Here is a 13781-nt window from a genome sequence, read left to right as displayed (position 1 = left end):
ACTTCGATACAGGCTCTAGTGGCGTGACCCGGAACGTCGGCGAGGTAATCCACGCTCAGCAGGGCACCTCGCGGCGCCGCCCCCACGCCCCCGTACAACCAGTACGAGAAACGTGGGGCGACACCACGATGCACCCGTCTGACCGCGAATTCCCCCGGCAACCTTCCGGGCCACACCACTAGTGCGATTCGCGGGCGACTGCGCTGCCGCTGGAGCCGACCAGGAAGTCGAGGTCGGCTCCGGTGTCGGCGCCCAGGACATGGTCGACGTAGAGCCGTTCCCAGCCTCGCCTCGGTGAGGCGAACGCCGATGTCATGGCGGCGTTCGGGGTACGGGACAGGAAGTCCGGCGCCTCGACGTCGATGCGGCGGTTCTCGACGTCCAGCACGATGACGTCGCCGGTGCGCACCAGTCCGAGCGGCCCGCCCGCGGCCGCCTCCGGTGCCACGTGCAGGACGACGGTGCCGTAGGCCGTGCCGCTCATGCGCCCGTCGCAGATCCGGACCATGTCGCGCACGCCCTGTTCCAGCAGCTTCTTCGGCAACGGCATGTTCGACACCTCCGGCATGCCCGGATAGCCACGCGGGCCGCAGCCCCGCAGCACCAGCACGGAGTCCGCGTCCACGTCGAGATCGGGGTCGTCGACGCGGGCGTGGAAGTCCTCGATGCTGTCGAACACCACGGCCCTTCCGCGGTGCTGCAACAGGTGTGCCGACGCGGCCGCCGGTTTGATCAACGCTCCCGACGGCGCCAGGTTGCCGCGCAGCACCGCGATCCCGCCCTCGGCGATGATCGGCGCGGACCTGCTCCTGATCACTTCGGGATCCCAGATCGGCCCGTCGCCGAGGTGGTCGACCAGCGGCCGGCCGGTGACCGTGAGCCCGGCGGGGTCGAGCAGGTCGCGCACTTCCCGCAGTACGGCCAGAAGCCCGCCGGCGCGGTGGAAGTCCTCCATCAGGAACCGGCCCGCCGGCTGCAGGTCCACCAGCAACGGCACGCCCGAGCCGATGCGGTCGAAGTCGTCCAGCGTCAGGCCGACACCGAGCCGGCCCGCGATCGCGAGCAGGTGCACCACGGCGTTGGTCGAGCCGCCGATCGCCGCCAGCGCCACGATCGCGTTGTGGAACGAGGCCCTGGTCAGGAACGTGCTCGGCCGGCGGTCCTTCTCGATCAGCTCCACGACCAGCCTGCCGGTGCCGTGCGAGGCCTCCAGCAGCCTGCTGTCCGGCGCCGGGGTGCCCGCCACGCCGGGGACGACGGTGCCCAGCGCCTCGGCGACCAGCGCCATCGTCGACGCGGTGCCCATGGTGTTGCAGTGGCCGCGGCTGCGGATCATCGCCGACTCGGAGCGCGCGAACGCCTCCTGCGACAACGTGCCGGCGCGCACCTCCTCGGACAGCCGCCAGACGTCCGTGCCGCAGCCCAGGGGAATGCCGCGGAACGTGCCGGTGAGCATCGGCCCGCCCGGCAGCACGACCGCCGGGATGTCGACGGACGCGGCGGCCATCAGCAGTGCTGGAATCGTCTTGTCGCACCCGCCCAGCAGCACCACGCCGTCGACGGGGTTCGCGCGCAGCATCTCCTCGGCCGCCATCGCGGCCATGTTGCGCCACAGCATCGCGGTGGGGCGGACGTTGGTCTCGCCCAGCGACACCACGGGCAGGTTGAGCGGGATGCCGCCCGCTTCGTACACGCCGTTGGAGACGGACTTCGCGACCTCGTCCAGGTGCGCGTTGCACGGCGTGAGGTCGGAGGCGGTGTTGGCGATGGCTATCTGCGGGCGGGCGAAGGCGTCGTCCGGGGTGCCGCGCCGCATCCAGGCGCGGTGGATGTAGGCGTTGCGGTCCTGACCTGCGTACCAGTGCTCGCTGCGTAGCCCCACTGCGCGCCTCCTAGCCGTCCGCTCCGACCATAACTACATCGGCAGGTCGGGCGGCAGCTGCAGCGCGATGGTGATCAGGGAGTGGACCCGGTTCGCGATCACCGACAGCAGGCCGTGCATCTCCGGCGACGCGGCGTCGGCGGCTTCCTGGAGCGTGCGCAGGTCCGTGTCGATCTGCCCGAGCACCGCCGCGGTGTCGGCGGGAGCGGCCGTGAACGCGCGGGCGATGTCCTCCAGGGGAAGACCGTGGACCTCCAGGCGTTGTACGAGGTGGATGCGCTCCACGTCGTCGCCGCGGTAGAGGCGGTAGTTGCTCGCGGTGCGCTGGGCGGGGCTGATCAGGCCCAGCGTCGTGTAGTAGTCGACGGTGCGGATGCTCACGCCGGCGCGGGCGGCGAGCTCGCCGATCTTCAGCAGTGCTTCGGACATGGCGGTGACCTCCCGTCACCGCAAACCATACAGTGCTACGTGCTACTGTTGGTACATGTCTGAAGAAGCCGATGTAGACGGCTGTAGTACTGGGCCGGGTGCGTCTTGTTGATCGCATCCGGCTTGCTCGCCATCGTGGCCCTCACCGTGGCCACCGGTTATTTCGTGGCGCAGGAGTTCGCGTACATGGCGGTCGATCGCGGCCGCCTGCAGCAACTGGCCGAGGGCGGCTCGAAGGCCGCCGAGCGTGCCTACCGCGTCACCCAGAAGCTCTCGTTCATGCTGTCCGGTGCCCAGTTCGGCATCACGGTGACGGCGCTGCTCGTGGGTTACGTCGCCGAGCCGTTGCTCGGCACGGGCCTCGGGGTGCCGGGCTCGATGGTGATCGCGCTGGTCTTCGCGACCTTCGTGCAGATGGTGCTCGGTGAGCTCCTGCCGAAGAACCTCGCGATCGCGCGGCCCGAGAAGCTGGCACTGGCGCTGAGCTCCTCGACCCTGGTCTACCTGAAGATCGCCGGCCCGGTGATCCGGTTGTTCGACGCGGCCGCGAACCGGCTGCTGCGCGCGATCGGCATCGAGCCCGTCGAGGAACTGCCCCAGGGCGCGACGCCCGAGGACTTCCGGCAGATCGTCGAGGAGGCCGGGGAACAGGGACACCTCGACCCCGAGTTGACCCGCCTGCTGGAGCACGGCATCGGATTCCGCGAACTCGTCGCGGAACAGGCGATGACGCCCCGTGTGAACGTCCACACCGTACGGTTCGACGAACCCGCCGCGCGCGTGGTCTCCTTGCTGGAGACCGGTAACTCGCGTTTCCCGGTGGTCGGCGAGGACCTGGACGACCTGCGCGGTGTCGCCGGGCTGGCCGAGGTGCTGACGCTGCCGCCCGAGCAGCGGGCGTCCGTGGCCATCGAGAAGATCGCCTCACCCGCCCTCGTCGTCCCGGCGACGCTGCCGTTGCCCGCGGTGCTGGAGAGGCTGCGCACCGAACGCCGCCAGCTCGCCTGCGTGGTCGACGAGTTCGGCGGGTTCGCCGGCGTGATCTCGCTGGAGGACCTGGCCGAGGAGCTCGTCGGTGAGATCCACGACGAGGACGACCGGGTGGCCGAGATGATCGAGAAGGTCGGCGACGCCTGGCGCGTGCCCGGCCGCATGAGGCTGGACGAGGTCGAGGACGCCACCGGCGTGGAACTCCCGGAAGACGACGCCTACGACACGGTGTCCGGTCTGGTGCTCCACCAGCTGGGCCGGGTCGCCGAGGCCGGAGACGAGATCGAGATGAACGGCGTGCGGCTGGTGGTCACGACCGTGGCGCGCAACGTGCCCGACTCGGTGGTGTTGTCCCGATGAGCATCGCCATTTCCGTTGTGCTGCTGGCGTTGAACGCCTTCTTCGTGGCCGCCGAGTTCGCGTTGATCGCGTCCAAGCGGCACCGGCTGGAGCAGGCCGCCGAGACTTCACGCGCGGCGCGCGCCGCCGTCGCGGGTGTCCGCGAGCTGTCGCTGATGCTCGCGGGCGCCCAGCTCGGCATCACGCTGTGCACCCTGGGTCTCGGCGCGCTGGCCAAGCCGGCCGTCGCGGACCTGCTGGAACCGGCGCTCCGCCTGACCGGCCTGCCGGAGGCGTTCGCCTACGGCATCGCGTTCGCGATCAGCCTGATGCTGGTGGTGTTCCTGCACATGGTCGTCGGCGAGATGGCCCCGAAGTCGTGGGCGATCTCGCACCCCGAACGGTCCGCGCTGATCCTGGCGCTGCCGTTCCGCGCGTTCGCCCGCTCGGTCCGCTGGCTCCTCAGTGGACTGAACGGCGTCACGAACTCGCTGCTGCGCCTGATGAAGGTCGAGCCGCAGGACGAGCTGGCGCAGGCGCACCGGCCGGACGACCTGCGGATGCTGCTGCGCCAGTCCGCCGAGCACGGCCTGATCCCCGAAGCCCAGCAACGGTTGCTGACGAGGATGCTGCAGGTCCAGCGCACGACCGTGAGCGAGGTGATGGTGCCGATCGCGGAGACGTCGACCGTCACCGAGCACACCACCGCGCGGGAGATCGAGCAGCGCAGCCTCCAGTGTGGACGGTCGCGCTTCCCGGTCGTCGGCCTGCGCGGCGACTACGTCGGACTCGTGCACATCCGCGAGGCCATGCGTGCCACGGCCCGAGGCGAGGACCCGTCGGCCCGCGAGCTGATGGGCCCGGTGCTGACGCTGCCCGCGTCGATGCCGGTGGCCCAGGCGGTGACGGCGATGCGGGCGGAGCGCTCGCAACTCGCACTGGTGGCCGATGGCGAGATTCTCGGCATCGCGGCACTCGAAGACCTCCTCGAAGAGCTGATCGGCGACTTCGAGGACGAAACCGACACCCGTCCGGTCGGCGTCCGCTGACCGGAGTTTCCCAGGGAGGAAACACACATGTTCAAACGGATGCTCAGCGCCTTCGGCGTCGGCGGCCCGTCGGTCGACACCGTGCTGGACTCGCCGCACGCCACGCCCGGCCAGCTCGTCACCGGACAGGTGCGCATCCAGGGCGGCAGCGCGGACGCCGAGATCGGCCAGGTCGTGCTGTCGCTCGTCACCCGCGTCGAGGTCGAGCGCGGTGACCACGAGTACGGCGGCGTGTCCGAGTTCCTGCGGGTCGTCGTGCAGCAGGGCGTGCGGGTCGGGGCCGGTCAGCTGGTCGCGATCCCGTTCCAGCTGCCGATCCCGTGGGAGACCCCGATCACGGCGGTCGGCGGCGGCCAGCTGCCCGGCATGACCGTGGGCGTGCGGACCGAGCTCGTGATCGCGGGCGCGCCGGACAAGGGCGACCTCGACCCCGTGCTGGTCAACCCGCTGCCGTCGCAGGACGCGGTGCTGAACGCGTTCGGGCAGCTCGGTTTCTCGTTCCGCAGCGCGGACGTCGAGGCCGGCCGCCTGCACGGCGTTCCGCAGGAGCTCGGTTTCTACCAGGAGATCGAGTTCTTCCCGCCGGCCCAGTTCGCCGGTGCCGTCCAGCAGGTCGAGCTGACCTTCGTGGCGTCGCCGCACGAGCTGTTCGTGATCCTGGAGGCCGACAGGCGCGGCGGGATGTTCTCGTCGGGCGGTGACGCGTTCGGTCACTTCCGCCTGTCGCACCAGGAGGCGGAGGTCGCCGACTGGGCGACGTCCATCAACGGGTGGCTGGCCCAGGTGGCGCAGCGTGGCGGCGGCATGCATGGCCACGGCCAGCACGGTCACCACGGCGGTCACCACGGCCGGGGCGGCATGGGCATGGGCACGGTCGTCGCGGCCGGTGCCGCCGGTGTCGTCGGCGGCATGGTGGTCGGCGAGATGATGGACGACGCGTTCGAGGACTTCGGCGGCGAGTAGCCGAGTTCGCGTTTGAGTTCCTCCTGCCGGGGTAATCACGTCCTGCGTCAAGCAGTCGGCGTTGTTACCCCGGTGGATGGAGGGCGGTGACGACGTGATCGAGCTTGACTACGCGCTGAGGGTCACGCGGGAACTGGGCTTGAGCGGTGAGTCCTCGTGCGTGGACCAGCTCAAGCCGTTGCGGGTGTACATCGCCGTGGACGGCCGGCTGCCCGGACATGCCGACCGCGACGTCGCGCTGCTGTGGACCGAGTGCCACGGGTGGGCGATCGCCGTCGAGGACGGTGCCGAACTCACCGTGGTGGCACATCTGGGTGGAGCCGTGGACCCGCCACCGCGCACTGTCGCCCGCTGGGTGCGGCGTCAGTTCACCGAGAGCAGCTCATCGTTGCGCGCCGGGCAGGTTGCCTGAGCGTTGTAACGCCGAAAGGTCCGTCGTGCCCGTGATCACGGGCACGACGGACCTTTTCGAGCGGAATCAGCCGACGCTGACCGGCTCCAGCTTGTCCTTCTTCTCGGTCTCGTCGAGCGCGGTGCCCTCGACGTCGAGCTCCGGCAGCCAGCGCAGGGACTTCGGCAGCCACCAGGCCCGCTCACCGAGCAGGGCGAGCGCGGCCGGCACGAGCACCATGCGGACCACGAACGCGTCCACGAAGATGCCGACGGCCAGGGCGAAGGCGATCGACTTCACGGTCGCCTCGCCGGCGGGGACGAAGCCCGCGAACACCGAGAACATGATCAGTGCGGCGGCCACGACGACCGGGGCGGCCTGGCGGAAGCCCGTGGTGATGGCCTCGATGGGCTTGGCACCGCGGTGGTGCGCCTCGTGCATCCGGGACACCAGGAAGATCTGGTAGTCCATGGCGAGGCCGAACAGGATGCCGATCACCAGGATCGGCGTGAGGCTGATCAGCGGGCCGGTGCTGTCGAGGTTGACCGCGCCGGCGAGCCAGCCCCACTGGAACACCGCCACCGTCGCACCGAGCGACGCGCCGATGGTGAGCAGGAAGCCGAGCACACCGACCAGCGGCACGAGCAGCGAGCGGAACACCAGGACCAGCAGCACGAGCGCGAGGCCGACGACGACCGCGAGGTAGATCGGCAGGGCCTTGTCCAGGGACGTGGCCACGTCGACGCTGACGGCGGTGGCACCGGTGACGTAGGCCTTGCCACCCTCCACACCGGACAGTTCGGCGCGCAGGTCGGCGACGAGCTTCTCGGTCTCCACCGTGTCCGGGCCGGACTTCGGGATCACGGTGACGAGCGCGGACTTGCCGTCCTGGCTCGGCTGGGCCGGCGTCACCAGGGCGACGTCGGACAGCTTCGCGATCGGCTTGGACGCCTCGGTGGCCGTCGCGCCGGCGCCTTCACCCTCGAACAGGACGATGATCGGGCCGTTGAAGCCCTCGCCGAAGCCCTTCGCGAGGATCTGGTCGGCGCGTTCCTGCGTGGAACCGGCCGGCGGCTTCTGGATCAGCGTGGTGTCCATGGACGCCACCGGGATCGCGACGATGCCGAGCGCGACGACCGAGAGCAGCAGCGCGAGGACGCGGTTGCGGGTGATCGCACCACCCCAGGCGCGGATGACACCGCGGTCCTTGGGCTCCGAGGCGGCGGCCGCACGTTCCTTGCGAGTCAGCACGCGGCGGCCGAGCAGGCTCAGCACCGCGGGCACCAGCGTGATGGCGATCAGCACCGAGACGACGATCGTCGCGGCGGCGGAGACGCCCATCTGCGTGAGGAACGGGATGCCCGCGATCGCGAGACCCACGAGCGCGATCACCACGGTGAGCCCGGCGGTGACGACGGCGGAACCGGCGGTGCCGACCGCGGTCGCGACGGCGTGGCCCACGTCGGAGCCGCGGCGCAGTTCCTGGCGGTAGCGGTTGATGATGAACAACGCGTAGTCGATGCCGACCGCGAGCCCCAGCATCGAGGCGAGGATCGGCGTGGTCGACTGCAGGTCCATGAACCCGCTGACGATCGTGATGCCGAGCGTGCCGATGCCGACGCCGATACCGGCGCTGAGCAGGTTCATGCCCGCGGTCACGAGCGAGCCGTAGGTCAGCGCGAGCACGACCAGCGCCAGCACGACACCGATGGCCTCGGTGGGCCCGCCGACGTGCGGCGTCTCCTGCATCGCGGTGCCGGTGACCTCGACGGTCAGGCCGGCGGCGCGTGCCTTGTCGACGGCCTTGGTCAGCTCGGCGCGCTGCTCGTCGGTGACCTCACCAGGCTTCACGTCGTAGGTGACGGTGCTGTAGCCGACGTTGACGTCGGCGTTGACGCTCGGCGCCGCCGGGTCGAGCGGGTTCGTCGCCGACCGCACGCCCTTCAGCGCGGACTCGTCGGCCACCAGGTCGGTGATCGCCTTGATGTGCTGCGGCAGCTTCTGACCGTCGGGAGCCTGCACGACGACCCTGGCCGACGCGGTCTCACCGGAGCCGAACTTCTCCTGGATGCGCTCCAGGGCGGTGGTCGACTCCTGGCCGGGGATGGACATCGAGTTGGACGTCTCACCGCCGAGCGTGAACGCGCCGACACCGGTGCCGATCAGCACGAGCAGCCAGATCAGGACGACGGGGAGACGGCGCCGGTAGGTGCCCATTCCCAGTTTGTAGAGCAGTTTCGCCATGATGGTCAGGCCTCCTGGTGCCCGAGTGCGTCGTAGCAGGTAGCGAGGATCAAGGGACGCCAGGTCGTCTTGTCACCCTCCTGGTTGGCCAGAAGGGTGAGCACGGCCATGGCGCTCAGCGCGCCGACGATCCGGATCGCGCGGGGCAGTTCGTTCTCGGGGTCGATCACGAACATCTCGTTGAGGAGCAGCTCGTCCTGCGCCTGCTGCGGGTCCTCACCGGGCGCCGTCATCGTCCGGAACAGCAGTGAGACCAGTCCCGGCCGGTCCAGCGCGTGGTCGGTCAGCAGTTCCAGCGCCCGCCGATCCCGCTCAGGCCCGGCGGGCAGCGGCGAGACCTGGTCGAGAACGTGCATCGTGAGCACGCGGCTCTGCTCCCACGCAGCTTCGAAGAGAGCGTCCTTGCTCGGGAAGTGGTGCAGGAGACCGGCCTTGGACAAGCCGACAGCGTCCGCGAGCGACTTCAGCGAGGTCTGCTCGAACCCGTGCCGCGCGAAGAGCGCGGCGGCGGCGTCAAGGATGTTCTCGTCGACCCCGGTCCTGGGCTGTCGTGGCATACGGCCGACTTTACGGCGTTCACCGACCGATTCGGTAGGTTTACCGACCGAAATGGTCGGTGGCGTTCGTCACCACAAGGGGTGAGTGATCGAGATGCAGGCGGTGGTCGAGGTGACCGGCGGTGACGTCGTGGCGCTGTCCGGGCGGATGAGCCGCGAGGAGTTCGACCGGGCGCTCGCGGCCATCGCCGACTACGGCTCGGACGACGACGTCGAGTTGGGACCGGAGCAACTCCGTGCGCTGCTGGACGAAGAAGTGATCATCATGGCCGGCGGGCTGGAGGTGCATGACACCGAGACCGGCGTGCGCGTCGGACCCGGTTGCTGCGCCGGGCTGGAGAGCTGGCGCGACTGGGCGAGGCTGCTCGACGAAGAGGTGCCGTGGCTCGGGCACTCCCCGTCGCCTGGAGTGGAGTTCGCCGCCGGCGGGGTGAGAGTGCGGCCGGACGAGGAGCGCCCTGACAGCCCCGCGTGCCACATCGTGGACCTCGCCGGGCACCTGGAGCGCGTGCGCCAGGACCTCGCCGGGTTCCTGGACCTGGTGCGGCGGTGGACGCCGTACGGGCTGGGCGAGGCGCTGGCCGCGCGGTTCGACGAGGACTTCGTCATCAGCGCGCCTCTGTGAGAATGGGCCGATGTTCGTCTTCGACGCGGAACTCTGGATCTGGGACGCCCGCCGCACGGATACCTGGACCTTCGTGACGCTGCCCGAGGACGTCTCGGACCAGATCCGCGACATCGCCACGCCCGGCGCCGGCTTCGGCGCGGTCAAGGTGCGCGTCGGGGTCGGCATGAGCAACTGGTCGACGTCGGTGTTCCCGGACAAGCAGTCCGGCTGCTACGTGCTGCCGATCAAGGCGGCGGTGCGCAAGAAGAACGACGTCGAGCCGGGCGACGTCGTAGAGGTGACCGTCGAGCTGGTCTAGAGCGTCCAGTCGATGTCGGCGTAGATCGCGGCGTGGTCGCTGGCCGCGTGCACCTCGTTCGTCATGGTTTCGTAGACGTCCCAACGGTTCTTCGTGCGCGGGCCGCGCCACACTCCCTTGCGGAAGATGCCTCCGCCGGTGGCCTTCGCGAACAGTTCGGGGGTGAGCAGGACGTAGTCGATCTTGCCCTTCTCGTTCACGCCGCGGTAGGTGCCCATGCGGTGGTCCCAGTCGAAGTTCTCGTGCTCGCTGATGTCCCGCAGGCCCGTGCGCTGGAACAGGGGGCGCAGCGCTTCACTGTCCGCGGTGTCGTTGAGGTCGCCGACGACCGCGATGTACTCGTGGCCCTCGTCGCGCAGCCGGTTCACGATGCGGGCGATGCGGACCGACTGGCGGAACCGGCGGCGGGCGCCGATCGGGTCGCCGGGTGCGCCGTAGCCCTTGGACTTCAGGTGGTTCACGAGCAGGACGACCTCGGGGCCGGCCGGGGTGCGGACGTGGTATTCGGCGCAGTCGCGGGAGAAGATGACGCCTGAGCTGTCCTTCGCGTACACGTGCGTGCGGATCGTGATGACCTGATGTTCGTCCCGTGTCAGCAGTCCGACGTTGATTCCGCGCTCGTCGTTGCCGTCGATGAGGTGGACCTCCTCGTAGGGGGTCCACCCGACGTGCTTGAGCATGCTGGTGGAGAACATGTGCAGCAGTTCGCGCGACTCGGCCTCGACCACGCCGAGGACGTGTGCGCCGACGTCGCGCATCACCTGTGCGGTGTGGCGCGTGGCGAGTTCGCTGATGGGTTCGGTGGTGAGCTCGACCCAGCCGACCCAGGACTCGCGACCGCTTGCCACGACTGAGGTTTCGCCAGTGCGGTGGCGCGCGAGGAAACGGCCGCGGATGCGCCGCAGGATCGCGTACTTGCTGCGGTCGCTCCTGAGCAACTCCAGCGTCGCCAGGTGTTCCTTGAGCTCTTCCTTGACTTCCGGCAGGTACGTCTCGGCGGCGATGAGTTCGTTGAAACGGGCGTGGGCGGCCAGGATCGGGGCCGCGTGTCTGGTCGCGTTGCGGCCCATGACTTTCGGGCGCTCGAACATGTTCTCCACGTTGAACGAACCGATTCGCGTGGTGCTCACACACTCCAGGGTCGCATGTGGAGGAACGTGTTCGCCCTGGTCCGCTTGGGTGATCTTTCGTTGCGCCGAAGGTGGGGAAGGCCCCGTGGCTGGGCTGCCGGATCCGGTCGGACCGGGGCCTTCCTGCGGTGCCGACGTTGCCCGTTCGATCAAGGGTGAACCTAGGATGAACCTTGAATCCACTGGCTGAGGGGTGATCTTGGAGTTCGGGCTGCTCGGCGCCGTGGAGGTGCGGGACGCGGGCGCGCTGGTCGAGATCGGCCACGTCCGGCAACGGTCTGTGCTGGTCGCGCTGCTGGTGGAGGAGGGACGGCCGGTTCCGGTCGATCGGCTGCTCGGCCGCGTCTGGGGTGAGCGGGCGCCGCTGCGAGCGCGCGAGACGCTCTACGGGTACGTGTCGAAGCTCCGCAAACTGCTCGGACTGGACATCGAACGCTCGCCGGCCGGATATCGGCTCGTGGTGGACCCGTCGCAGGTCGATCTGTTCCGCTTCCGCGCACTCGTGCGGCAGGGCGCTCTCGACGAGGCGCTCGGGCTGTGGCGCGGGCAGGCGCTCGACGGGCTCGACTCGCCGTGGTTCGACGCGGTGCGCGAGAGCCTGCACGCCGAACGCGTCGCCGCCGAACTCGATCGCAACGACGCGGCGCTCGCGGACGGCCGGCACGCCGCGCTGCTGCCCTCGTTGAGGCAGCTCGCCGAGGCACTGCCGCACGACGAACGCCTTGCCGCGCAACTGATGCTGGCGCTGCACCGGACGGGCAACGACGCGGAGGCGTTGCGGCACTACGAGATCGTGCGCCGCCGCCTCGCCGACGAGCTCGGCGCCGACCCGAGCAGGCCGTTGCAGGACGTGCACCAGCGGATCCTCGCCGGCAGCGTGGAGGAACGCGCCGCCGGTCCACGTCAGCTGCCCGCGCCGCACCCGTGGTTCACCGGCCGCACCGGCGAACTCGCCGCACTGGGGTCGTCCGGCACGGTCGTGATCACCGCGATCGGCGGGACGGGCGGGATCGGCAAGACCGCGCTGGCACTGCACTGGGCGCATCGGCACCTCGACGAGTTCCCGGACGGCCAGCTCTACGTGAACCTGCGCGGCTTCGACTCCTCCGCCGAGCCGACGCCGCCCGAGACCGTGCTGCGCGAGTTCCTGGAGGCGTTGGGGGAGGAGACGATCCCGGCGGGCCTGGACGCACGGGCCGCGCGATACCGCAGCGTGGTCGCGGGACGGCGCCTGCTGGTGCTGCTCGACAACGCCCGCTCGACGGAGCAGGTCGTGCCGCTGCTGCCGGGCTCCGACGCGACGGTGCTGGTCACGAGCCGCCTCAAGCTCGCGGGCCTGGTGGCCGCGCACGGAGCGCGGTCCGTGTCGCTGGACGTGCTGCATCCGGCCGATGCCCGCGAGTTCCTCGTGGCGAGGCTGGGCGCCAGGCGCGTGGCGGCCGAACCCAGGGTGGTCGCGGACCTGGTGAGCTGGTGCGGCGGACTGCCGCTGGCGCTGTCGATCGTCGCCGCCCGCGCCGCGATGGAACCGGACTTCCCCCTGACCGCGTTCGCCGCGGAACTGCGTGAGCACCCTCTCGACGCGCTGGACGCGGGCGAGATCGGCACGAACCTGCGGACGGTGTTCTCCTGGTCCGTGGCGGCGCTCTCGGACGAGGCAGCGCGCGCGTTCGGCCTGCTCGGCACCGTCGGCACGGCGGACGTGAGTCTCGCTGCTGCGGCGGCGTTGCTCGACCGGCCCGTCACGCGGGCGCGAATGGTGTTACGGGAACTGGAGAACGCGCACCTGGTGCAGCAGCACGTGCCCGGCCGGTACCGGATGCACGACCTGGTCGGCCTGTACGCGGCGGACCTCCCCGCCGATCCGGGGTCCCGGCTGGCCGACTTCTACGCCGCCACCGCACGGGCCGCCGCGCTCGCGCTGGAACCGCACAAGGTGTTGCCGGAGCACGAAAGCGGCCACGCGCTCACCTTCGAGACCAACGCGGCGGCGATGGCCTGGTTCGACGCCGAGCACACCAGCCTGATGGCCGAACAGCGACAAGCCCTGGGGCGCGAGGACTTCGACGCGGCATGGCTGATCGGCCGCGCCTTGAACAACTACCACCTCCGGCGTGGCCGCACTTCCGACGACATCGACGCCTGGCTGACGGCGTTGCGCGCCGCGGAGGCGCTGGGAGACCCGATCAAGCAGTCCACCGCGCACAGGTGCCTCGGTGCCGACTACATCGAGGTGGGCCGGACATCGTTGGGGCACAGTCACTTCGAACGAGGCCTGGAACTGGCGGCGCGCACCGGCGACCACGAGGCGCGCGGCGGCGCGCACCGGGCGATCGCGTGGGCGGCGGAGTTCGTGGGTGATCTGGAGAAAGCTCTGGAGCACTCGCTCGCCGGGCTGGAGGAGTTCCGCGCGGCCGGGACGGCGATCCGCGTGGCCGAGTCGCTGAACGAGGCCGGCTGGCGCTACGCCTGCCTGGGCCGTTATGCCGAGGCCCGCACGTTCTGCGAGGAAGCCATGCTGCTCAACGACGAGCTCGGTCACGCGGAGGGATGCGCGGCCACTCTCGACAGCCTCGCGCACATCGCCCACCACGACGGCCGCCACGCCGACGCCGTCGCGCACTACGGCTCGGCGCTGGCTTTGTACCGGGAGCTGGACAACTCCGCCGAGCAGGCCACCGTCCTGGAACACCTGGGTGACGTGCACGCGGCGGCGGGGGAGACCGCGCAGGCGCGCGAGCAGTGGGATCTGGCGTTGGCGCTGTACCGGGAGCAGGGCCGCGACACGGAAGCCACGGCCCTGCAAGCACGCGTTTAGGGTCTGTATCGAGGTCTGGTCCGCGATAGCCGGGCCCTCAAGCGCGACTCTCATCGAACCAGA

At 70.1% G+C, this 13781-nt stretch carries 12 protein-coding genes; 7 read left to right on the top strand and 5 right to left on the bottom strand.

Annotated features, from left to right (window positions below):
• Positions 1-178 precede the first annotated feature (178 nt).
• Positions 179-1882, bottom strand: a complete 1704-nt coding sequence (locus IG04_RS0108775; protein WP_030476057.1) for a dihydroxy-acid dehydratase — start codon at positions 1880-1882, stop codon at positions 179-181.
• A gap of 33 nt (positions 1883-1915) precedes the next feature.
• Positions 1916-2311, bottom strand: coding sequence for a helix-turn-helix domain-containing protein (locus IG04_RS42395; protein WP_036014092.1), 396 nt, complete (start codon positions 2309-2311; stop codon positions 1916-1918).
• Positions 2312-2419: 108 nt separating this feature from the next.
• Between IG04_RS42395 and IG04_RS0108765 the strand changes: the two genes are divergently transcribed.
• The 4 genes from IG04_RS0108765 (at position 2420) to IG04_RS42390 (ending at position 6064) form a co-directional block, all read left to right on the top strand.
• The gene (locus IG04_RS0108765) at positions 2420-3661 is read left to right on the top strand and encodes a hemolysin family protein (protein ID WP_245815865.1); all 1242 of its coding nucleotides are present in this window, start codon (positions 2420-2422) and stop codon (positions 3659-3661) included.
• Positions 3658-4689 (top strand): hemolysin family protein, encoded by a 1032-nt coding sequence (locus IG04_RS0108760; RefSeq protein ID WP_030476054.1) that lies wholly within the window; start codon positions 3658-3660, stop codon positions 4687-4689. Before IG04_RS0108765 ends, IG04_RS0108760 begins: the two co-directional genes overlap by 4 nt.
• Positions 4690-4716: 27 nt before the next feature.
• Positions 4717-5652, top strand: coding sequence for a sporulation protein (locus IG04_RS0108755; RefSeq protein WP_030476053.1), 936 nt, complete (start codon positions 4717-4719; stop codon positions 5650-5652).
• A 94-nt stretch (positions 5653-5746) separates the two neighbouring features.
• Positions 5747-6064, top strand: coding sequence for a DUF6292 family protein (locus tag IG04_RS42390; protein ID WP_144065152.1), 318 nt, complete (start codon positions 5747-5749; stop codon positions 6062-6064).
• 66 nt (positions 6065-6130) lie between these two features.
• Here the strand turns inward: IG04_RS42390 and IG04_RS0108745 are convergent, their stop codons facing one another.
• Positions 6131-8287: an MMPL family transporter gene (locus tag IG04_RS0108745; RefSeq protein WP_030476051.1), complete on the bottom strand. Its 2157-nt coding sequence runs from the start codon at positions 8285-8287 to the stop codon at positions 6131-6133.
• A gap of 5 nt (positions 8288-8292) precedes the next feature.
• On the bottom strand, positions 8293-8844 hold the full coding sequence (locus IG04_RS0108740) for a TetR/AcrR family transcriptional regulator (RefSeq protein ID WP_030476050.1): 552 nt from the start codon (positions 8842-8844) through the stop codon (positions 8293-8295).
• Between the two features lie 85 nt (positions 8845-8929).
• Here IG04_RS0108740 and IG04_RS42385 point away from each other — a divergent pair, with 85 nt between their 5' ends.
• Together IG04_RS42385 and IG04_RS0108730 are read left to right on the top strand one after the other, a co-directional pair.
• On the top strand, positions 8930-9469 hold the full coding sequence (locus IG04_RS42385) for a hypothetical protein (RefSeq protein WP_051769292.1): 540 nt from the start codon (positions 8930-8932) through the stop codon (positions 9467-9469).
• Positions 9470-9479: 10 nt separating this feature from the next.
• Positions 9480-9770, top strand: a complete 291-nt coding sequence (locus tag IG04_RS0108730) for a DUF1905 domain-containing protein (protein ID WP_030476048.1) — start codon at positions 9480-9482, stop codon at positions 9768-9770.
• Here IG04_RS0108730 and IG04_RS0108725 read toward each other — a convergent pair.
• Positions 9767-10900, bottom strand: coding sequence for an endonuclease/exonuclease/phosphatase family protein (locus IG04_RS0108725; RefSeq protein ID WP_051769289.1), 1134 nt, complete (start codon positions 10898-10900; stop codon positions 9767-9769). The genes IG04_RS0108730 and IG04_RS0108725 overlap by 4 nt on opposite strands.
• Positions 10901-11099: 199 nt before the next feature.
• On the opposite strand from IG04_RS0108725, the gene IG04_RS0108720 reads away from it, so the two are divergent.
• Complete coding sequence (locus IG04_RS0108720) at positions 11100-13718, top strand: AfsR/SARP family transcriptional regulator (protein ID WP_084400871.1); 2619 nt, start codon at positions 11100-11102, stop codon at positions 13716-13718.
• The last annotated feature ends 63 nt before the right edge of the window (positions 13719-13781 follow it).

The sequence above is a fragment of the Lentzea albidocapillata genome (genome assembly GCF_000719115.1).
GTDB classification, from domain to species: Bacteria; Actinomycetota; Actinomycetes; order Mycobacteriales; family Pseudonocardiaceae; genus Lentzea; species Lentzea albidocapillata.
Note: the sequence above shows the minus strand (reverse complement) of the source record. Positions and strands in the feature narration are given on the sequence as shown.